Source organism: Rothia sp. HMSC061E04, assembly GCF_001813685.1.
GTDB lineage: Bacteria > Actinomycetota > Actinomycetes > Actinomycetales > Micrococcaceae > Rothia > Rothia mucilaginosa.
The window spans coordinates 93170-116282 of the sequence record NZ_KV813705.1 but is presented as its reverse complement, the minus strand read 5'-3'; the positions used below and the strand labels follow the sequence as shown (position 1 = coordinate 116282).

Here is a 23113-nt window from a genome sequence, read left to right as displayed (position 1 = left end):
AAACACCCGTGCGTCTTCAACCCGTGGCATCAACCGAAGGGTATCGTTCACACTCACAGAAAAAGGTGTGTTCTATGCCCGAACCCGCTCACTCAAAAACCCGAGCAACAGCCGCTACTGCTGCTTCCGTCCTGACCGTCACCGGTGTTGGTGCCGCGCACGCAGATGGGCAGGTGCAGAATCCTGGTGGGCCCACCTCCTCAACTACGGTGGAGCCCGATAATCCTCCCTCCACGGTAAACGCAACCCCCATCGAAAACGTCGCTACCCAGAATTCCCCGCAGGTGTACGTAGAGCAGGGCGTTGTCATTAACCCCGCACGCTCCCAGAGCATCACCGTCAGTGGTGAAGGCTTCACCGGCGGTGCTGTTGAGCGTTACGGTGTGGCAGTCTACGTGAGCGAATACCGCCAGTACCCCCTCTATGCGCTGGGTCGCGGCTCCGCCGTAGCGATGACCCTCGTGCCCGAACTCGATGTGGAGGATGGTCGCTTCAGCACCCAGCTGACCCTGCCCGCAGGTACCCTCGACCCCAATCAGCAGTACGTCGTCGCGACCGCTGTCGTTGATCCCGGCAAGGGCTACGCGACGGAGGACGTATCCTACAACTCCTCCGCACCCCTGGAGCTACTGCCTGCAGATACTCAGGATGAGCCCCTGAGTGTCCAGATTCTCTCTGGTCAGATGGAAATCCCGCAGGATAAGAATCTGGTGGTTTACAAGGTGACCGGTCTTGGTGGGGTTCAGGCTTTTGAAGTCGTGACCTACGTGTACGCCCTTGATACCCAGGGTAACCGCATCCTGCTGGCTACCTCTCCTGCGCGTGCCGACGTTATGAACGGCACCCTCCTGGACGGTATTGAAGTGGAAGGTCGCAGGCTTGAAAAAGTACAGCGAGCCCAGGACGGCCTGCGCTATGTGCTCAGTGTTGAAATCGCGCCGTCTGCCGCTAATGGCTACACTGCCCAGGAAGTTGAGGTTCCTTTCATGAATGGTTGGAATGTAGAGCACGCCTCCACGCCGGTTGCAACCGCTGAACGCGCTATGGCTGAGCAGGTACAGCTTGAGAAGAAGCAGTTTGAGGAGAAGGTTCAGCCTGAGCCGGCTGCACAGTCTGAGAGCGTAGTATCTGCGCACACTGCACAGCAGCAGTTCGATCACGTACTGCCCGAGGATAACCCCGGCCGCCGCTACAGCCTGCCGCGCAACACTCGCTTTGACCGTGTTCGTGACACCTCTGCCGAACAGTCTCAGGACAACACAGCTAACCCCGTGTTGGCCGCCCTCCTGTACGTGGAAGAAACCGTTGTTCCCGAAACTGACTCTGAGAAGACCTTGACCCTGCGTGGTCAAGGTTTTGAGGGTGCCGGCACGGTGCACCTGATGGTGAGCGCCGTGGATGAATATGGTGTAGCAACCGGTGGCGTCATTGCTTCGGCTGATGTCTCGGAAATTGATTCTACTGGTGCTTTCACCGCACATGTGCAGATTCCCGGTGCTGCTCTTAAGCCCGGCACTACCTACCGTGTGAGTGCTGTAGCGGAAGATGCGTACGGCGCCGTACGCATCGTGAACGGTGGCTTCAAGGTGGACCGCGATGGCGTGGGTAATGCGCTCGCAACCCCCGAGGTGTCGGAGTCTGAAAGCTCTGCCCCTGAGGTTAATGCGCCTGAGGCGACCGCGTCTGCTGAGGCTGCTGCACCCGAAGCCTCTGCGTCTTCTGAGGCTACCGCTTCTGCGGCAGATCAGCAGAAGGCGGGGGAGAGCGCTACCGAGCAGGAGGATGATACTTCGGTTGCGGTTCAGAATACCGGTGCTCAGGATGCGTCCGCTCAGAAGGTCGAGGCTCAGAAGAGTGGCGAGCGGAAGGCACAGGCCTCTGGTTCTCAGAAGGCTGTTTCTGAGCAGAAGCGTGAGCAGCTTGCCGCTACCGGCGCTTCCAATGTGCTGGTTATTAGTGCTGTTGGATCGATGTCGTTGCTTGCCGGTATGCGCTTGAGCCGTCGTCGCCGTACTGGGATGCAGTTCAGCTCTCGCTGCTAAACCACGCGAATTATTGTCCGACGGGCAAAATATACACGAAGATGAAGGGGCGCCCGAATCATAGGATTTGGGCGCCCCTTCATCTTTAACTTTTCCTAAGGCTAAGCCTACGTTTATCTAGGATTATGCCTATAATTTATGGTGATGTTGCATACATTACTGTAACTCTTTGTCGCCTCGTTTACACGGGGTTGGGAAACGCTGTGAAGCGCCTCCGGTCACCGATATTAGAGAACCGTTATACTGCGCCTACTTCCAATCTTTTGGGCGCAGGAGTCATGCGACGATTCATCACACTCACTCACGAAAATAGGTGACCATGTTTTCCACGCAGCGAACTGCTCGCGGCGCGGCGCTAGTAGCGTCCGCAACCCTCGGTTTGGGGGGCGCCCTCGCGCCTGCAACTCTGGCTCCCGGCACCTTTGCATCCGCCGCTTATGCGCAGACTCAGCAGTCTGAAAAGCCTGAACTTCCGCTCGCCGTTGCCGCCGACGTCGTTCAGCACAGCATCACCTTGGATCTGCTGGCTCAGACTGGCGACTACACTCTCCTGCAGGTCGGCGGTGTAACTTCTTTGGATCAGGTGGAGGTTCGCCTGTCCGTCATCTCCATTGAAGATGGCGTCGTGGTGACCATGACCGTACCCGCAGCTCAGCTGACTGCCTCAAAGAATGAAGAAGGCAACATGGAGCTGAGCATCCACCAGCGCCTCAACGTTGAGCAGCCGTACATGGTGGAAATTGAGAATCTGAGCAACGGCGAGACTGTCTCCGTCGAGTTTATGCCCGAGCATGGTGTAACAGTCGACGAGATTATAGCTAGCCGCCAGAACATTTTCTTCCCGGACACCTCCCCCGGCGTTCCCCGCGCCACAAAGGTGGAGGCGAACCCCGCCCCTGCGGTGTCCGCAAGCCCGAGCGCATCCCCGAGCGCCGCAAAGGACAGCCCCCGTCCTACGGCTGCCCCGGCTCCCTCTGCTGCGCCGTCGAAGAGTACTTCTGCGAGTGCTTCCGAAGCGGTATCCGATGCCGAGGTGACTGAGGACCGTTTGCTGGTGCATAACCGCCCTGATGGACGTGCCCCCGCTGAGACTCGTGAAGCAACTCTGGAAATCTCTACTGCGGAGTTGCGCGGGTCGGCTGACGTTCAGCCTATTAGCGTCAGTGCTAGGAATGTGGCGGAGAGTGGCCTGGGTTATGACGTGATGGTCTTTGAAATGCCTGCTGATGGTGGTGCTGTGGGTTCGCCTCTGGCTACTACTCACGTGAATCCTCAGCAGGTTGCTGATGGTGCTTTCTCCACTGATTTGAAGGTTCCCGGCACCGCGTTGAACCCCGGCAAACGCTACCGTGTGGTTGTGGTGGGCGGTGACTCCACTGAGGAGCTGCAGCTGACGGCGACCACCGCTTTTGGTGTGAGCGTGATTCAGCGTGCTGTTCCGGTGAATCACACTCCGAAGCCTGCAGAATCTAGCACCCGCCCGGTGGGTCCGGTAATTTCTGATGCGAGTCGTCGTGTGGCTCCGTCGGCTTCTTCTGCGCCTTCTATGGTTGCTGAGCCTGCTGATCTTGCTGCTGATTATGTTGCTAAGATCCCGTCGGTGGAGGGTGCCCTGGGCTATATTGTTGAGGCTCAGCGTTCTGCTCGTGCGATTACTGCGCAGGCTCGAAGCTCTGTGGCTGATACTTCTGTGCAGGCTCCTGAGACGATGATTATGTCTGGTTATGCAACGCTATTGCCTAGTCGTACTGTGGTGAACCTGCTGGGTTATCAGTCTTCGGAGTCTGAAATGGCGACTGTTGCTTCTCCGCAGAAGAATGGGGGTATTGACGGTTCGGGTAGTTTCTATACTCGTAGTTCGAGGTCGCGCGATGGTTCTGTCGGTTCGAAACTGAAGGCGAGCGCTCAGGATAACGGACCGCTGCCGGAGGGTACGTTGCCGTTGAGTATTGCCCTGCTGGGTTCGGTGGTTTTTGTGGGTAGTGCTGTGGCGGTGAACGTGTATCATCGTCGCCTTGAGGGTGTTGAGGAGCTGGGTGCTGAATAGTATTCAGCACACTCTGCGCGCTGTGAGGCGTGTAGGTGACTCTCTATAGGTGGCCTACTGAGTGAGAGGCATCCCGCTGAGTGCGCCCTGATGGGGTGCGTGTTCGGTGGGACATCTTTTGTGTGCCTGGGCGTTGGGTTCTGCTGTAATCGGGAACCGGGTAAAATCTCTTTTTGATGCACTATTGGGGATATATTATAGTATTCGAATTTTACGTTATTTATATCTCAGTAAACTGTTCAAATTCCTTTTATGTCGGCAATTGCTGCAACATAAAGTTTTAGTATATGAATGCAATAATAAGTGCAATATCCGTGTTGGGCTAGGATGTAACCGACATACTGATGCGCAAATACTTGGATAGAAACACCGGCTTGCGGTGAGCCGCCCCTATTCCACGCTTTGCGCCTACATCGATCGAAATGGCACACATGACTATCACTCGACTTCCGAAGCACATTCATGCTCTTTCGCGTGCAATCTATCAAGGACGGTCAGGTAACTCTTAAGCTTGTACCCCTTTTATAAGGGTGACTATGTGGGCGATGTGCCCAAGGTCTATCTGGTGTTGCAGCACTACAGCACCTCTGGCACGATTATTGTATCTGACATCTACGAGCCGTCCGCTATGCATATTGCGCGGGCTGATGACGGCTCAATGCTCGTTACCTTCGACATGCCACAGATGCCTCAAAAGGGCTATTACTCCATGAACATCATGGATCTGGTGACCACCGACGCAGGCTACGGCGAATTCATGATTTCTGATGGATCCCTTGTGCCGCACACTATCCCGGTTGAGGATGACTCTGATGAGGTGTATGCGGATCAGAATGAGGGCAACCACCAGTTGACCGCTGATGAGTTGAAGGCTCTGGCGAAGATCCGCGAAGAAGAAAAGAAGAATGAACAGACACTAAACCAGCAGAACGGAAACCAGGAGATTTCCTCCGAGGTTGCGCCTGCTGAAACTTCCGATGAGTCCCCTCATATGCAGAAGGTTCAGGAAATTCCCGGCAGCACCACTGCATCCCGCGACAGCCAGACTCCCCCGAAGCTGAGCGTTGAATACGCTGAGGTCCGCTCCGACTCTGAAACTAAGCCCGTGACCATTAGCGCCAAGCACCTGCCCGCTTACAAAGGCGGTTACGACCTGATGGTGTTTGAATCTGACGCGAACGGCAACGTTGAGGGCGAGGCCATCTCGTACACCCGCATCAGTCCTGACAGCATTGTGGACGGCGAGTTCAGTGTGGCTATCGGCATGCCTGGTTCTCTGCTGAAGAGCGGCTCGGTGTACGCTGCCTTCCTGATGCGTTCTGATCCGGCGTCTAATGCGGCTGCCGCAAATTCCGGCACGGTCGCCCAGGGACCCGCGAGTGATGCCACCTCCAGTAATGGCAATAAAGGCTTCACGCCCGTCATCCACTCGGAAGCCAATACCCGTTCTGCCGTGGTGAATTCGACCACCACCCAGGTGCAGTCCAATACGAACGCTGACCGCCAGGACAGTGTGAATGCTACGGTTTCTGTTGCGGCTCCTACCAGCGAAGAGGGTGCTCAGCATGGTAGGGTGTTCTGGGCTATTCGTGGCGTTGGTCTGACACTGGTGGTTGGCGCCGTGTGGACGGCTCACCGCAGGGGTATCCTGCGTTCTTAATGCCCTTGGCACGCTTGTGAGAGGCGTCTACGGGCAGGTCGTTTGTTCCTGCCTTATATACGCCTTGAGATATCTCTCACTCCCATAATCTGTAGTTGCAGATTATGGGAGTGAATTGCGCGTTCAGGGTGTTCAAAAGCATCTAATTTCGCGTGAACGAACCATAATATTCGTGATAGGGTTGAAATAACCGATAAATAGGTGCGCGTTACTGCTATGTCTTCACCGGCAGAAATTGCGAGGCGGAGTGAGGTATGACCTTTCCGGGACCTTACATCCATGGAGGCTCCCAGGAGCATACGAAGACATGCCGTTAGCACGCATCAATTCCACCATGAAAAGACGTACCGCATGAGCACTCAATCAATAAAGTACCGTGTTGGCACCGCAACCCTTTTGATTGCGGGACTTCAATGCGGATTTGTTGTACCCTCCATTGCGGCTGAACCCCCCGTCACCACATATTCGGCGGCGCCCAAAAGCGTTGGCCACAACGCAGAACAGAAGGCGCAGAAGTGGAACGCGGCATCCAATATCACCTTGCAGGCGCAGCTTCAAGAGGGCGGTTTTCTGCTGCGGTGGAACGGATTCCCTATAGAGCTGAGCGTTACAGACATTCTGGTAGACATCGACTTCTACACCGTGACTGGTGAATACGGCGGTTCCATTGTTGAGAACCCGCGGGTATCCGAGGGAGAGAATGGGGGCGAATATAGCCTCTTGATGAGCCTCGCCAAGGAAAAAGAAGTTGTGTACGTCATCGTTCTGACCGATAGCATCAACAACATCTCCTACGAATTTTTTGTTAAAGAAGATGGGAAGCGTCTAGCTCAGGCCGTCGATCCGCGCAACGGCAAAGCAAAGCCCACCGAACCTCCGGTCGATATTGAGCGTGAAGAAGCAGAAACCGCTGACGCAACTGTTACCCCAAGTCCCGAGGCGGTAAACCTGCCTTCGCCGACCGCTACGTCATCCACCGATGCGAACGGTGACGCGGTTCGCCGTACCGTAGACAACCCGCAGAACAAAGATTCTGGCCAGTACGTTATCTCCGAAGACAATAGCGTGTACGACCCGATGAACCAGCGCAAGGGCAAGGCGCACCTGTCCATTCAGGACTCGCAGGGTGACTCTCAGGATGATACGAAGCCGGTCACAGTCCGTGCCACGAACTTCCCCCAGAATGACAAGGGTTACGACCTGATCGTCATGGAAATCGACTCCAATGGCAACACCGTGGGTGACGCGCTCGCCATTGTGCACGTTGGCCCGGAATCTATTTCTGCGGGCGCTTTTGAAGCGGTGATTGGCGTGCCCGGCGCGTCCCTGCAGATTGGTAGGACATACCTGGTGGCGGCTTTTGATGCTGCCGGTGACGGTAACCTTCAGCTCAATACGGTGCGTTTTACGGTGACTCAGGCGTCCTCTGAGGGCGGTGGATCATCGTCCGGTTCTTCGTATGTGAACGAGGAGAAGCCGGTTGCTGTATCTTCCGCGTCTGCCTCTGAGACTGCGGACGCATCCGGTGTGAATGCACCCGCTGCGGGTTCCAGGTCTAAGACCCGCGGTATTCAGGCTGATACTGCCATGGCTCCGGGTACTAATGACGCCACGATTTCTGTTCCGCGCGCTGCCGGTAGCTCTGCCACCGCGTCTTCTTCGGCGCTGGGGTACCGCACCGGGGAGGCGCAGCCTGTTGAGGTGGTGACCCCCGAGTCTAATTTGCCCTCGGGTACCGATTCGGCGGCTCAGTCTCGCCGTGCCGCGATTCTGAACGGTTCTTCCTCTCAGGTTCGTACTGATTCTGGATTGCCGAATGGTGTGAAGGCAACGGAGGCGCAAATTACTCGCGGGGTTGAGAAGTCCTCGCCTCTGTTGCCGATTTTGGTGACTTTGGGTGGCGGTCTGATTCTTGGTGCCCTGGGTATGTCGCGTTTTAACTCTTCGAAGCGAGACTAGGTGAAGAGAGTCTGGGGAAGCGAAGCTAGGGGAGTAGGCACTGCCTCAGTGCTCTACCTTGGCGGAATGTAGTCGTCGGCGTGCGAGGGTATTGGTGCAGGTGGTGCGGTATATTTCGCGTGCGCTGTCACAAAATGGTTTCTTGGAATCTGATGTTGAGAAATGCTCACACTATCGATATAGTAAGCCTGTCCTAACAATGTCGATAGCATGGATACACACCAATGAAAATTTTCACATCTGGCACCCGCCTCTCCAAGGGAGCCTGCGCCCTCGCCGTCGCTGGCGCTGTTGCCCTGCCCCTGGCACCCGTTCTCGCCGAGAACATTAATATCGCCGCCCAGAACGTTGCCGCCCAGAACGTCGCAGCAGGCGACCAGGCAACCGCTGGCGCATCCTTCGGCTGGGGCGTGCGCGCCTCCTTCCTGTCCTACAACGGTATGCCCCGCGAAATGACCGACGGCGCAGCCTGGGACGCAACCGCAAAGCAGTTCACCTTCACCCCGACCTCCACCACCGTCTCTGAAGACGGTAAGCAGGTCACCCTGCAGGCTGCCGGCCGTCTCTGGTTCACCGGCCACTGCGCCGAAGGTCAGGACCCCGAAACCGGTTGCGCCCTGAACCTCACCTTCTCCAACCCCCGCGTGGAACTGAACCTCGCTGACGGCACCGGTTCCCTCTACATGACCGTGCGCACCAAGAACTACGCCTCCGGCAAGTTCGAGGGCCCCATGGAAGTCAAGATGGCGACCCTGAGCACCGGCACCGCTAAGCAGAGCGAGAAGGACGGCGTGGTCAGCATCAGCGGCATCTCCGCGAACCTGACCGCCGACGGTAACCACGCCTTCTCTGACTTCTACAACGAAGGCGCCAGCCTCGACCCGCTGAGCATCTCCTACAACGGTAGCGCAGCTAACACCCCCAAGAGCGCCTACAGCGTCGCTGAGTCCTACAACACCGGCGCGGGTGTGAACCAGCCCCAGAACACCGCACGTCTGGGTCAGAACCACATCGTGCACGTGGCACCCCCGAGCTTCAGCGGTGACACCACCTACACCGTGCTGACCAGCTCCAACCTGAAGATGACCGACACCGGCGTCCTGAAGGCAATCAAGGGCGTTTTTGCGGTGGATGCTGACGGCAACCGCATGCTCGTCATCGGCAGCGAGACCAACAAGCCCGAGCTGTACACCGTGACCGCCGAAGGCAAGCTCGTCTCCTCCGGCACCTACTCCGACGCAGACCTCGGCACCACCACCGTCAAGGCAATCGGCTACAACCCCGCCAACAACACCTGGGGCATCGTCAGCATTGACGGTCAGGGCGGTGGCAAGCTGACCATCATTGACGCATCCGGCAAGGCAACCTCGCAGGCCCTGCCGAAACCCGACTCTATCGACCCGCAGGTTGTGAACGCATACTCGCTCGACGAGTACTACGGCGACGCGTTCTCCAACAACACCGTGACCCTCGCACCGCTGCCCGACGGCAGCTTCGTGTACGCGCCGTCGACCTCCATCTACGATGCGGCTGGCGAAAACGTAGTCCAGAAGGGCCACCTGCTGCACCTGAGCAGCAACGGCGTGTCCCTGGTGCCGAACTCCTCGCCCGAGGGGTACACCACCGCCCTGCCCTCGACCCTGGTCAGCCCCAAGGGCTACATTTACCGTTGGAACAACTGGTACGGCGGTAAGGTGCAGATCCTCAAGTACGAGAACGGCACTTTCAGCGTGGTTCGCGAGTCCGCAACTCTTGAGGGCTTCGAGAAGACCGAGGTTGCCACCATGTTCCTGACCCGCGCGGGCAACGTGGTTGTGGTGGACGCCTCCGGCTCCCGCCTGGTGTTCATGGACGACACCCTGAACAAGGTGAACGAGGTGGTTCTCTCCTCGATGCGCAAGACCGACAAGAGCGGCGGCTACAACGCTCTCGAACTGCCCAACGGCGATATTATCTACCCGACCAGCTTCGAGAACCCGAACACCTACGAGGATCAGCTGTGGCTGAACCGTCTGGCAGCGAACTCGGCACCGGAACAGACCCCGGCACCTGAGCCGACCAAGCCTGCAGAGCCGACTGTTGCACCGACCGAGGCGCCCTCTGCTGAGCCGACTAAGGCACCCGAGCCGACCGTTGCTCCTACTGCAGAGCCGAGCGCTGAGCCCTCTAAGTCTGCTGAGCCGACTGTTGCTCCCACCATGGCACCGACTGCAGAGCCCACCAAGACTGCAGAACCGACTGTTGCTCCGACCGAGGTTCCCTCTGCAACTGCAGAACCGACCGTTGCACCCACTGTGGCGCCCTCGGCTACCGCAGAGCCCACCGCGACCGCAGAACCTTCTGCAGAGCCGACTGTGGAGCCCTCCGCAACTGCAGAACCCACCGTGGAGCCTTCTGCAACCGCTGAGCCCAGCGTCACCGCAGAACCCACCGCAGTGCCTTCGGAGGAGCCCACCTCGCCGTCTCTGCCGACCGCGTCCGTGGTGCCTTCTGTTGCACCGAGCGCTTCTGTAACCCCGAGCGCATCGGTGGGCGCATCCCCGACCGCGGTTCCGAGCGTTCCCGCCGTGACCCCCTCGGCGAGCGAGTCCGCTAGCGCGTCTGCTTCTGTGAGCGCATCGAGCTCCGCAAGCAGCTCCAGCAGCGCATCGGCGACCGCTTCGGCGAGCGAGTCGGCATCTTCGAGCGCTTCCGCTTCCGCGAGCGCTTCTGCTTCTGAGAGCAGCACCGCCGACCAGAACACTGCCGGTCACAAGGGCGGCTCCAACGGCGGTTCTGATGCTGATTCCGGCGCGTCCGACAACTTGGGTGTGAGCGGCTCCAATGGCGGTTCCTCTAACGGTGGTTCCTCCCTCGGTGGTGGTTCTTCCGTAGGTGGCTCCTCGACCTCCGGTAGCCCCTCCTCGAAGCTGGCACAGACTGGCGCATCCGGCGCTATGTTCGCCGCAGCAGCTGGCGCTATCATCCTGGCTGCAGGTACCGCACTGGTTGTGGCACGCCGCCGCAAGAGCTAATATTTAGCTTTCGCGCAACACCCCGCTTCGTCACTCGTGTTCATGAGTGGGGAAGCGGGGTGTTCCTTTCATACAATGGAAACATGACTATTCTGAATGTAATCGCAACCTCGCACGGCACCGACTCGGCCGCCGGTCGCGAGGCTATTACGCTGATTCGTGAGCAGATCAAGTTCCTGCTCGCGCAGCGTAACGACGGCGTGGAATACCGTATCCATGCCGCATATGTGGATGTGGAATCTCCCAGCGTTGATGATGCCGCAGCCTCTCTACCCAATGATGAGTCCTGCGTTATTGTGCCGATTCTGCTGTCGACCGGTTTCCACACTCAGGTGGATTTGCGCCGTGCCGCGCGCAATAGCGGTATTGAGCGTATTAGTATTGGCGAGTCTCTGGGCCCGGATGCGCGCCTTGCCGCACTGACCCGCGCCCGCCTGGAGGAAATTGGCTGGACTCCCGGCGATGGCCCTGTCGTTCAGGGTGCTGCGGGTTCTTCTCGTGCTGATGGTCGCGCGGATATGAGCCGTGCGGCTGAGCTGCTGGCTGAGGAGTTGCACGTTCCGGTGCATCACGGTTTCGTTGCCGCGATTGATCCGAAGTTCCACGAGGTCGTTGCCGAGCATCAGCCTAAGTTTGCTGCGACCTACCTGCTGGCGGAGGGTTTCTTCTCCGGTAAGATGCGCCGTGATGCTGAGTCGACCGGTGTGCCGGTGAAGGTTGCCGCGCCGCTGGTGAACGCGCAGGGTGGTGCTTCTGCTGCCGTGGTGGCGGAGTGCTTTATTGACCGCATGGATGCGGCTATTGCGCAGCTGGACGCCGCCTAGCTGTTCGCCCAATTTAGTTTGGGGCTTCTAAAAGCACATACAAAAAACCTCGGGAGGTGATTCTCCCGAGGTTTTTGTGTTGCTGTGTTTGAGAGCCGTAGACGGCTGAGTGCTTAGGCGGTCTTGAGGTAGACGTCGCCGTCGCGGACCTCTACGGGGTAGACCTTGATGGAGTAGGAGGGGTCGGAGACGCACTCGCCGGTGGTCAGGTCGTAGACCTCCTTGTAGAGGGGGGAGGTGATGGTGGGGTTGCCGTTCTTCTCGCCGACGATGCCGCGTGCGAGGACCAGTGCCTGGCTGTGCGGGTCGAGGTGGTCGCTAGCGTAGATGCCGTGCTTGGTCTTGTAGATGGCGTACTGGTAGCCGTCGACCAGGGCGACTTCGCCCCAGTTTTCTTCCAGGTCAGATTCGGCGCAGATGCGTACCCAGTTCTCAGCCATGGGGGTTTCCTTTCGAAGTGGTGGTCTGCGCCGCGCGGGGTGCAGGACACAATAGCGGTTCGTGTGTTCTTTGTTTGGAGTTTACCTTATGAAACCCACATTTGGAAATGGGGCGCGCGGAGGGTGCTAAAGGTTATTTTTACCCTAAAAAGACGACCTTGAATTTTATAGATTAGCCTTACCTAATTTAATTTCAGGTAAGGTAAGAATACCCTATTTCAGCCCGGTATTCCGCGGATTTTTTGGAAAATTTTCCCAAAAAATACGGATTTTCGATGCTTCGACCCCGCGCTAGAGTGTACGATAAAAGTCGTAGTTTAAAACGCCTTTTGACTGCCTGAAGAAAACAACATAATCCCACACAAAAATGTTTCGTAATTTTCAGATGCATTCTAAAGAAGCGGGCGCTCCAACTACTCGGTACGCATCAGGTACGAGCCCAACGGTACGGAAACTAGGAGTTCCAATGCTGGGCACGATCCAGTCGCACACTGAGGGTAGATAAGTGCCATGAACTACCTGCATTACAACTAGGAAGGAAAATCCATGTCGCACACTCCCCGCAACATTCTCGTTGTCGGCGCAGGCCCCGCTGCGTGGCGTTTTGTACGCGCGTACCACGAAGGCGCTGAAGCTGCCGGTCGCGCAGCGGACACCATCACCGTCCTCAACGATGAGCCCTACATCCCCTACGACCGCGTTGCTATCGAGAAGATTTTCAAGGACACCGAGAAGGACCTGACCCTCGGTGACCCCGAACTGTGGAATGCAGAGAACATCAACCTGGTCAACAACTGCCACGCAGAGAAGCTTGACCGCACCCGCCGCGTCGTCACCGACACCGAGGGCAACGAGTACCCCTACGATGTGCTGGTATTCGCAACCGGTTCCCGCGCGGTTCGTATCCCCATTCTTAACTCGGACGCTGCACACGTCTTCCGCACCATTGACGACGTGAAGAACATGGTCTCCGAGGTCAAGCGCCTGCAGGACACCCTCGGCCGCGCACCCCGCGGTATTGTCGTCGGTGGCGGTCTGCTCGGCCTCGAAGCAGCTGAGGGTCTGAAGGACCTGGGCGCAGAGCCCACCATCCTGGACGTGGCACCCTGGCTGCTCTCCGTTGAGGTTGACCAGGGCGGCGGTTACGCCGTGAACGCCCAGATCAAGGCAACCGGCATTGAGATTGAGACCGGCGTGTACATCTCCGGCATCAACAAGGATGCTGACGGCAACGTCGTCTCCGTGTCCATCGCAGATTCTCCCTCCGAGGATGCAGAAATCCGCACCCTGCCCGCCGACATGGTGGTCTTCGGTGCCGGTATTCGCCCCAACGACGAGCTGGCACGTGACGCTGACCTGGCACTGGGTGAGCGCGGCGGTATTCTCGTCAACGACGCATGCCACTCCTCCGACGAGCACATTTGGGCTATCGGTGAGGTCGCCTGCGTACTGGGCCGCACCTGGGGTCTGGTCGCACCGGCTAACGCTATGGCTGACGCTGTGGCAGCTAACCTGCTCAACGACAACGAAGAAGCTCAGGTTGAAGAGTTCGACATTGCAACCAAGCTGAAGTTCTCCGGCGTTCAGGTTGCTGGCTTCGGTGACCGCCGCGGCACCACCGAGGGTTGCCTCGAGGTTCTGTTCGCAGATCCCGCGCGCGGTATGTACCAGAAGATTGTGACCAGTGGCGACGCAAAGACCCTGCTGGGTGGCGTGTTTGTTGGTGACACCGCTCCCTTCGACTCCCTGAAGCCCCTGCTCGGTCGCGAACTGCCCGCTGAGCCGAACGTCTACCTGACCGCAGCTGGCGGCGGCGACGGCATCCCCGACACCGAACTGCCCGACGACGCAATCCTGTGTTCCTGCAACAACATCAGCTTCGGTGCTGTCCGCGAGGCAATCGTTGACGGCAACCACGATGTTGCATCCCTGAAGTCCTGCACCACCGCGGGTACCCAGTGTGGTTCCTGTGTTCCGATGCTGCAGAAGACTTTGGAACAGCAGATGAAGAAGATGGGTCTGGCCGTCTCCAAGGCACTGTGTGAGCACTTCGACTTCTCCCGTGCTGAGCTGGCTGAGGCTGTGCGCCTGACCAGCCTGGATGACTTCGACTCCGTGCTGGCACGCTTCGGCCGCGGTGGCGACGGCTGTGCTATCTGTAAGCCGACCGTTGCGTCGATTCTCTCCTCCTTCCGCAACTCCTACGTCCTGGATGCAGGCCGCGGTGGTATTCAGGAGACCAACGACCGTGCGCTGGCAAACATGCAGAAGAACGGTACCTACTCCGTCGTTCCGCGTATTCCTGCAGGTGAGATTCCCGCTAAGAAGCTGGGTGTCATCGCAGAGGTCGCTGAAGAGTTCGGTCTGTACGTGAAGATCACCGGTGCACAGCGTATCGGTATGTTCGGTGCTCGCCTGGAGCAGCTGCCCTACATTTGGGAACGCCTGGTGGATGCTGGCTTCGAGTCCGGTCAGGCATACGGTAAGTCCCTGCGTAACGTGAAGTCCTGCATGGGTTCGACCTGGTGCCGCTTCGGTGTTCAGGACTCTACCGGCATGGCAGTCCAGCTCGAGAACCGTTACCGCGGTCTGCGCTCCCCGCACAAGTTCAAGTTCGGTGTTTCCGGTTGTAACCGTGAATGTGCTGAGGCACAGGGTAAGGACGTTGGTCTGATTGCAACCACCAACGGCTGGAACCTGTACCTGGGTGGTAACGGTGGTGCAAACCCCGCTCACGGTCGTCTCTTCGTCAAGGACGCCTCCAGCGAGGACATCGTCCGCTACATTGACCGCTACCTGATGTACTACATCCGTACCGCAGACAAGCTGCAGCGTACCGCTCGTTGGCTTGAGGACCTGGATGAGGAGCACGGCGACGGTCTGGCACACCTGCAGTCCGTCCTCATTGAGGACTCCCTGGGTGTGTGCGAGGACTTGGAACGCGATATGCAGCGTCACGTTGACTCCTACGAGGACGAGTGGGCTGCAACCCTGCGCGACGAGCGCCGCCTGCGCCGCTTCCGTGCCTTCATCAACCAGCCCGACGGCAGCGACGAGGGTTCGCACCTGTACGTGCTGGAGCGCGAGCAGATTCGCCCCGCAACCCCCGAGGAAATTGCGGCGGCAGAAGCTGGCGAGTCCAACACCGTCCTGCTGACCGGTGCCAAGATTCCCGTGGGTAAGCCCAGTGACCTCAACCCGGTCCCGGCAGCGTAGTATGTGCCCGAAGATTCCTCCGTTCCCGCCCCGCGAGTTCGCCACTATTGACGAAATTCTCGCGGGCGGGGCGCCCGGTCACACCCTGGGCGATAGCGTGACGGAACGTGGCATTCTTCTGCCCGGCGAGCCTGCTGAGAACCCCGGCAAGGTCTACATTGTGGGGGGCGGCCCCGGTGCCGCTGACCTGCTGACCCTGCGTGCGGCACGTGCCCTGAGTGAGGCGGACGTGGTCCTTCTGGATCACCTCGCCCCGCAGGAGTATGGTGAGTACGCGCCGAACGCCCTCATTGTTGATGTGGGCAAGGTTCCCGGCAAGCACGCTGTTCCGCAGTCCCGCATTCAGCAGCTCATGATTGATTACGCGCTTTCGGGTAAGACCGTGGTGCGTTTGAAGGGTGGCGACCCGTACGTGTACGGTCGCGGCGCTGAAGAGCTGGATGCATGCATCGCCGCAGGCCTGGAGGCTGAGGTTATCCCCGGCATTACCAGCGCCATTGCGGTTCCTGCGCGTGCGGCGATTCCGGTGACCCTGCGTAAGGTATCCTCGATTTTCACCGTCATTTCTGGTCACTCCGGCCTGTCCGAGACCGAAGTGTCGGCGGTTGAGGCGACCCTGCGTGCCCAGGGCACCGTGGTGCTGCTGATGGGCGTTCGTACCCTGCCCGATACGGTGGCGTCTCTGCTCTCTCGTGGGATTGAGGCTGACACGCCGCTGGCAACCATTGAGAACGGTTTCTCTGAGAAGGAGCGCGTGACTGTCACGACCCTTGAGAACGCTCAGGTAGATTGCGCATCGGTTAAGGCGCCGGCTATTACCGTCATCGGTGAGGTCGTGCATTATGCTCGCGATGATCAGAACCGCTTTGTGAGCGAGGTTCACGAGCGTCTGCGTGAGCGTTCCACCTCCTAGAGGCGGTGCACTAGATAGTATTACGCAGCCCCGCAACCTTGGTTTTCCTAGTTGCCAAGGAGCGGGGCTGCTGCTGTGTCTGCTGTTATTGCTGCGCGTGCAAATGCTAGATGTTGGGCGACTGAGGCGCTCGCAGGCGCAGTAGCGCCGGTAGCGCGGCGGCACAAAAACATACGAAAGCGGGGCGGGTATCAACTGATACCCGCCCCGCTTCGTCAGGGGTGTTGCTCTCAGAGCCTAGATCTTGAAGTCGTTGTTACTACCAGAGCTAGAGCTACCGGACTTGCCTGCAGAAGAAGATGCGGAGGGACCCTCAAAGACCTTGCGGAATTGGTCGCTGTACTGGGACACGAAGTACTCACGGCTGGTCACGCACCACTTGCCCTCGGCGTACACCACGTAGATCACGACGTCCAGGGTGCTTGCCTTCTGAGGCTCACCCGTGCCCTTCTGGTAGATGGTGTATTCCTTGACGACATCCCGGCAGGGGAACGCCACAACAGCCAAATCGGTAGAGACAAGAGCCTTCGCGTCCTTATCGTCACGGATGCTCAGCTTGCTCTCGTAGTCCTTAGTCCAACCACCCGCGGCGTAGAGCTTAGCAATAGCCTTCAGGTTGTTGACCAGGCCGCTGTCAGCGCCGTGAACCAGACCCTTGAGGTACTGCAGGTCGCCGTTGTACATCGCAGCAATGTACGCGCTCTGGTAAGCAGCCAGGGTCTTGTAGGCGCCCTCGAGACTGACGGTACGCTGAGACACCGCATCAATGACCGGAATCGGAACGTTCTTCGCGGGGGAAGTTTCGGTCGGCTCAACATAGTGCGCAAGGGCGGGCCTGTACTCGTACTTGACGTCGCCAATGTACTTCTTATAGTCCTTCAAGAACTCGGTGGGCGGAATAATCTTCGCGCTGTTATGGCTTGACGAGGACGAAGACGAAGCAGAGGCGGATGCCGAAGCCGAAGCTGAGGGGGAAGCGGAGGAGCTCGGGGAGCCGGAGAAAGTATCGCCGGTACCGGTGGGGCGAATATCCTTGTTGAAAGCGCATCCTGCTAGAGCCAAAGTACCGGCGGTCAGACTGCCAAAAAGAACGGTGCGGCGGGTCAATCCGTTTCGGTCGTTAGCAGAGAAGCTGGCGTGTGCACTCGGCCGGAAGGACATAGTATCTCCTGAAAATGGTTGATTGAGGTAGCTCGCTTCACAACGCTGTGATGCGTACGAAAGGACCCGCCTCATCGTTTTGTATGGGGCGCGGTACAAAGGGGGTACCGGGATACGGGTGTGCCGGAGCGTGAACTGCGGCGGTATGAATTATCCAATTCTTACTATAGAAGATTGGTTTTAAAACTTCGTCAAAAAACCCTGGACATTGTCTTTAAGGCACAATAACCCAAAGCCGGTGAGGTGCAGGGTAACTGTACCTCAACGACTTTGGGTTATTGATGATTGGAATTATAAGACGGGGTTATTCTCGACCTTACTCTCGACCGGGGAGGGGAGAGAGGTTCGGGAGGGGGTAGTAGGCCGTGGGTATTAGACACCTGTGGAATTAGAGCTTGCCGGAATTAGACCTTAGTGGAGCCGCGACCCGAGGACGGCGAACCGCTAGAACCGGCAGAGCTGGAACCTCTGGAGCCAGAAGAGGAGGAAGAGTCCTTGCCGTCATTCAAACGCTCCTCCGCATAGCGGTTACTAATTCGCCACCACTTACCCTCGGTGTAGAGCATCACGTGCGGCATGGATACCTGAGTAATCTCCGGTACCTTGCGCTCGGTGCCATCGGGCATATGAATGGCGGTGGCAGAATACTTGGCATCCATCATGATTTCTACGTAACCGTCACCGTTCTTTAATGCGGTTCGAGGCTCCGTATCCTGCATGATAATGCTGCAGGTGAACTCCATGTACCAGCCGTTCTTCTCGTACAGTTCCTTGACTGCCTTGACCTCTTCAATAGCGCGCTTATCAGCCGGGTAGATCAGCTCAATCGTCTGATCCGCGTAGCGTCCATCCTTGAGTGCGGTGATCTGGGCGCTGTAGTATGCGCGCAACGTCTCGTAGGCACCCTGGAAGGTCGGTTCCTCACGGTGCGGAACGGTCTTGAGGGGCTTGGGTACGTTCTTCGCCGGGGAAGAAGCGGTTGCGGGCTGGTACTCACCCATGTACTCGCCGGTCAGCTTCAGGGGACCGGGGTACTTCTTCCAACCTTCGACAAGCGCATCCTCAGATACGGGTACGCGTGCCGCGCTGGACGAGCTGCTCTTGGCACTTGCTGAAGCGCTCACTGATGAAGTAGTGGTAGCAGACGGTGAACTAGATGCAGAAGCGGTCGCGCCCCGATGAAGAGGGTAGATGCTATCGAATCATCATTGATGTGTTGCACGATTCATTTTAGACTATTTTGAGTTCAAAATGCACGAAAAGATACCTTAGCAATCCCTGAGAGCCTATGGGGTACTCAAGATATCAATCACTGTAAAGTATTGCGGGTACACCCTGTCGGTGGGGAGCTATTTGATGGGGGCGACTGCTCAGTGAAGGGGGTATGTGCATGTCGAGCTAAGTGATTTCAGTCATATTTATGGCCTGAAAAACGAAAGAGTCTCGTCCCAGTGTTTGTAAAAGATGGGGGAGAGGGGGGGGTTGGTTCAACTTTCTGAATGCGAGGGGATTTTCAGTAGTCCAGGAGAAATACCCGATTCAACAAGGGGAAGCCCGCTCGGCAATCCCCGAATATGCACTCTATTCACTCGCTATGCATTGCTGAATCATCCAGGAAAACCGGTTCCCACACGGGATATTGAGGGGGTGAAAACTTGTAGGGGTGAATATCTAGTGGAATTACATCGGTGTTCACCCCATATCTTGTGGTTGTACTGATAGTAATCCCGCAGGCTCCCTCAAAAAAATCGAAACCCACTTAAAACAATACTTGAGGAATGTAAAAACATACATCCTTAAACACGCCCGAGTGCGGGGTAGTGCAAGACCTCTTATTCCCCTTACTCGCTCTAGATATCGCCGAACGAAGAACCAATCTGTTTTGTGTCTCCAGTATCGGTGCATCGGAAAAGTGCTATTCAAACCCACACTCCGCGGGGTTGCATACAGACACAAAAGCCACATAAACTAATTAGTGTTTGCAACGACCCGGCCATCACCGGCGAGCAATTCGGAAGAACGGACCGCACCTGCGGGCACCCGCCAATCGCTGCGGCGAGGGTGTCTTAGCGGAAGAGATGTAGTCCCAGTAGAACCGGACGGTTAAGCCCGATATAGCTGTAATAAGCGACTGATGCCCGCCCAACGCGCCGCTCTTCCGGTGGCTAGGTATCGCGGACATGTACCGCGGCACCCCGTAGCCCCGGGAGGGTTCGGTGCGTTGAGCTGTTAAATCAGTAAGCAAGGTGGTACCGCGCCGCATCCCGACCCCGGCACAACCCGGGCAAGTCAGCGATGCCCAGGCGTCCTTGCACCCGTCATGTCAATCCTCACCCGCTGAAACAGTGCGGACGACGAGTGCTACGTACCCTGTCGCCCCAACCTCTCAGCGTTGAGAACAACAGATAAGGGCGCACAAACACATGTCCCATGTTTACCCTAAGGCGAGCGCCTTCGAAGCCGCAGGAAGCGGCGTCACCGCATCGCCCAAGTTCCCCGCACTCGAAGAGGCAGTCCTCGACTACTGGAAGAAGGACAACACCTTCTCCGCATCCGTTGAGAACCGCCCCGCAGGCGAAAACGGCGAAAACGAATTCGTCTTCTACGACGGCCCTCCCTTCGCTAACGGCCTGCCCCACTACGGCCACCTGCTCACCGGCTACGCCAAGGACCTCGTCGCACGCTACCAGACTCAGCGCGGCCACAAGGTAGAACGCCGCTTCGGCTGGGACACCCACGGCCTGCCCGCAGAACTCGAGGCAATGAAGCAGCTCGGCATGACCGACAAGCGCGAAATCCTCGAAATGGGTATCGACAACTTCAACGACGCTGCCCGCGCATCCGTGCTCAAGTACACCAACGAGTGGGAAAAGTACGTCACCCGCCAGGCCCGCTGGGTCGACTTCGAAAACGACTACAAGACCCTGAACGTCGAGTACATGGAGTCCGTCATCTGGGCGTTCAAGCGCCTCTACGACAAGGGCCTGACCTACCAGGGATTCCGCGTGCTGCCCTACTGCTGGAAGGATGAGACTCCCCTCTCCAACCACGAGCTGCGCATGGACGACGACGTGTACAAGGACCGCCAGGACCAGACCGTCACCGTCGCATTCCGCCTCACCGCAGACACCGCCCTCGGTGCTGACGAGAAGGTCGCCGCAGAACTCGACGGCGTCGAAGCACTCGCATGGACCACCACCCCCTGGACCCTGCCCACCAACCAGGCGCTCGCAGTCGGACCCGAGATTGAATACTCCGTCGTACCCGGCGCGGGCAAGTTTGAGGGCCGCTCCTTCCTGATTGCCTCCGAGCTGCTCGGCTCCTACGCCAAGGACCTCGGCTACGAAGGCGACCAGCCCGAAAAGGACGCAGCCGTAGCCGTCACCGCACGCTACACCGGCTCCCAGCTCGAGCACGTGCGCTACACCCCGCTGTGGGACTACTTCGCAGACACCGAAAAGTGGGGCACAGAAACCTCCTGGCAGATTCTCGTCGCCGACTACGTCACCACCGGTGACGGTACCGGCATCGTCCACCAGGCACCTGCCTACGGTGAAGACGACCAGAAGGTCTGTGAAGGCTACGGCATCCCCGTGATTCTCTCCCTCGACGAAGGCGCAAAGTTCCTGAACCTCTTCGCCGAGCCCACCGCCTCCGGCTCCACCGCCCTGGCTGAGATTTCAGGCGTGCAGGCATTCGACGCGAACCGCACCATCATCAACGCCCTCAAGGCAGACGATGTGCTGATCCGCGAGAAGTCCTACGTGCACTCCTACCCGCACTGCTGGCGCTGCCGCACCCCGCTCATCTACCGTGCAATCACCTCCTGGTACGTGAAGGTCACCGACTTCAAGGACCGCATGTACGAGCTGAACAAGCAGATCAACTGGATCCCGGAAAACGTGAAGTACGGCCAGTTCGGCAAGTGGGTTGAGAACGCACGCGACTGGTCCATCTCCCGTAACCGCTTCTGGGGCTCCCCGATCCCCGTGTGGGTTTCGGACGACCCGAACTACCCGCGCATGGACGTGTACGGCTCCCTCGAAGAGCTCAAGGCAGACTTCGGCTGCCTGCCCCTGAACAAGGACGGCGAACCCGACCTGCACCGCCCGTACATTGACGAGCTGACCCGCCCGAACCCGGACGACCCGACCGGCAAGTCCACCATGCGCCGTGTGGAAGACGTGCTCGACGTCTGGTTCGACTCCGGCTCCATGCCCTACGCACAGGTGCACTACCCCTTCGAGAACCAGGAATGGTTCGAGAACCACTACCCGGCAGACTTCATCGTCGAGTACATCGGTCAGACCCGCGGCTGGTTCTACGTGCTGCACGTACTGGCCACCGCGCTCTTCGACCGCCCCGCGTTCAAGAACGTGATCAGCCACGGTATTGTGCTTGGCTCGGACGGTCAGAAGATGTCCAAGTCCCTGCGTAACTACCCGGACGTCTCCGAGGTCCTCGACCGCGACGGCTCCGACGCGATGCGCTGGTTCCTGATGTCCTCCCCGATCCTGCGCGGCGGCAACCTGATCGTGACCGAGCAGGGTATCCGCGAGGGTGTTCGCCAGGTCATGCTGCCGCTGTGGAACGTCTACCACTTCTTCGCCCTGTACGCTAACGCCGCCAACAACGGCGAAGGCTACAGCGCAAAGCTCAAGTACGACTCGCAGCACGTGATGGACCGCTTCATCCTCGGCAAGACCCGCGAACTCATCGAGCAGGTCACTGCAGCGATGGACTCCTACGACATCTGGAACGCCTGCGAATCCCTGCGCCAGTACGCCGACGCACTGACCAACTGGTACGTGCGTCGCTCCCGCGAGCGCTTCTTCAACGAAGACACCGACGCATTCGACACCCTCTACACCGCACTGGTGACCGTGTCGAAGGTCGCCGCGTCCCTGCTGCCGCTCAGCAGCGAGGAAATCTACCGCGGCCTCACCGGTGAACGCTCCGTGCACCTGGCTGACTGGCCCGAGGCATCCGCTTTCGCTGACGAGTCCGACCTGCTGGCTCTCATGCAGACCGTGCGTGAGGTCTGCTCCGCCGGTTCGGCACTGCGCAAGGAAAAGAAGATTCGCGTGCGCCAGCCGCTGCAGAAGATGACCGTGGCAATCGCACCCGAGCAGTTCGCTGCCCTGGGCACCGCTTTCGGCGAGAAGGGCGCGGAGTACTTCGCGAACATCGTCGAGGACGAGCTGAACCTGCGCCAGGTGGAGCTCGTCAGCGCCGACACCGTCGACCCCGCCGACTACGGCATCTCCCAGCAGCTGAAGGTCAACGCGCGTGCGGCAGGTCCGCGCCTGGGCAAGCAGGTGCAGGTTGCTATTAAGGCATCCAAGTCCGGTGACTGGGCCGTGACCGAGGACGGTACCGTCCTGGTCGGCGTGGCAGCTCTGGACGGCGGCCTGGATCTGGAAGAGGGCGAATACGAGCTGGCAACCGTGGTTGCCGCTGACGCTGAGGGTGCTGAGCACACTGCGGCTGCGGTTCTGCCCGGCGGCTTCCTGGTCCTCAACATTGAGCTGACCGACGAGCTGGTTGCCGAGGGTATCGCCCGCGACACCATCCGCGCTATTCAGCAGGCACGTAAGGACGCCGACCTGAACGTTGCGGACCGCATCAACCTGAGCATCGCGGCACCGGAGGAAACTCTGGCAGCTCTGCGCACCAACGAAGCGCTGGTGACCGGCGAAACCCTCGCCGTGTCCCTGCAGCTGAGCGAAGCAGCCGAGCTGAGCATTAGCGTAGCCAAGGCATAAAACGCCTGAACCGTACGGCCGTCCCGCCCCCTTGATTGGGCGGGGCGGCCCGTCGTCTATCCCGCCACACGG

General features: G+C 58.6%; 12 protein-coding genes. 9 read left to right on the top strand and 3 right to left on the bottom strand.

Annotated elements, in window-relative coordinates; all coding sequences use genetic code 11:
• Positions 1–74 precede the first annotated feature (74 nt).
• From HMPREF2927_RS06335 to HMPREF2927_RS06310, 6 genes are all read left to right on the top strand, one after another.
• Positions 75–2042 carry an adhesin gene (locus tag HMPREF2927_RS06335; protein WP_070686525.1) on the top strand — a complete coding sequence of 656 codons (1968 nt, stop codon included), beginning with the start codon at positions 75–77 and terminating at the stop codon, positions 2040–2042.
• A gap of 319 nt (positions 2043–2361) precedes the next feature.
• Entirely contained in the window at positions 2362–4089 is a 1728-nt protein-coding gene (locus tag HMPREF2927_RS06330) for a propanediol dehydratase (RefSeq protein WP_070686523.1), read from the top strand.
• Between the two features lie 538 nt (positions 4090–4627).
• Positions 4628–5749, top strand: a complete 1122-nt coding sequence (locus HMPREF2927_RS06325) for a hypothetical protein (protein ID WP_070686521.1) — start codon at positions 4628–4630, stop codon at positions 5747–5749.
• A 351-nt stretch (positions 5750–6100) separates the two neighbouring features.
• A complete protein-coding gene (locus HMPREF2927_RS06320) occupies positions 6101–7708 on the top strand; it encodes an enoyl-CoA hydratase (RefSeq protein ID WP_070686519.1) in 1608 nt (535 codons plus the stop codon).
• Between the two features lie 224 nt (positions 7709–7932).
• Positions 7933–10722 carry an HtaA domain-containing protein gene (locus HMPREF2927_RS06315; RefSeq protein WP_070686517.1) on the top strand — a complete coding sequence of 930 codons (2790 nt, stop codon included), beginning with the start codon at positions 7933–7935 and terminating at the stop codon, positions 10720–10722.
• Between the two features lie 83 nt (positions 10723–10805).
• Positions 10806–11546, top strand: a complete 741-nt coding sequence (locus HMPREF2927_RS06310) for a sirohydrochlorin chelatase (protein ID WP_246827375.1) — start codon at positions 10806–10808, stop codon at positions 11544–11546.
• Positions 11547–11659: 113 nt separating this feature from the next.
• Here the strand turns inward: HMPREF2927_RS06310 and nirD are convergent, their stop codons facing one another.
• A complete protein-coding gene (gene nirD, locus HMPREF2927_RS06305; protein WP_070615873.1) occupies positions 11660–11986 on the bottom strand; it encodes a nitrite reductase small subunit NirD in 327 nt (108 codons plus the stop codon).
• 546 nt (positions 11987–12532) lie between these two features.
• Here nirD and nirB point away from each other — a divergent pair.
• Both nirB and cobA read left to right on the top strand, forming a co-directional pair.
• Positions 12533–15202: a nitrite reductase large subunit NirB gene (gene nirB, locus HMPREF2927_RS06300; RefSeq protein ID WP_070686513.1), complete on the top strand. Its 2670-nt coding sequence runs from the start codon at positions 12533–12535 to the stop codon at positions 15200–15202.
• 1 nt (position 15203) lies between these two features.
• Positions 15204–16115: a uroporphyrinogen-III C-methyltransferase gene (gene cobA / locus HMPREF2927_RS06295; protein ID WP_070686511.1), complete on the top strand. Its 912-nt coding sequence runs from the start codon at positions 15204–15206 to the stop codon at positions 16113–16115.
• Positions 16116–16352: 237 nt separating this feature from the next.
• Here cobA and HMPREF2927_RS06290 read toward each other — a convergent pair whose 3' ends face one another.
• Both HMPREF2927_RS06290 and HMPREF2927_RS06285 read right to left on the bottom strand, forming a co-directional pair.
• Positions 16353–17276 carry a DUF6318 family protein gene (locus tag HMPREF2927_RS06290; protein ID WP_070686509.1) on the bottom strand — a complete coding sequence of 308 codons (924 nt, stop codon included), beginning with the start codon at positions 17274–17276 and terminating at the stop codon, positions 16353–16355.
• 404 nt (positions 17277–17680) lie between these two features.
• Positions 17681–18400 (bottom strand): DUF6318 family protein, encoded by a 720-nt coding sequence (locus HMPREF2927_RS06285; protein ID WP_233992329.1) that lies wholly within the window; start codon positions 18398–18400, stop codon positions 17681–17683.
• 1299 nt (positions 18401–19699) lie between these two features.
• Here HMPREF2927_RS06285 and ileS point away from each other — a divergent pair.
• The gene (ileS, locus tag HMPREF2927_RS06280; RefSeq protein WP_070686507.1) at positions 19700–23041 is read left to right on the top strand and encodes an isoleucine--tRNA ligase; all 3342 of its coding nucleotides are present in this window, start codon (positions 19700–19702) and stop codon (positions 23039–23041) included.
• The last annotated feature ends 72 nt before the right edge of the window (positions 23042–23113 follow it).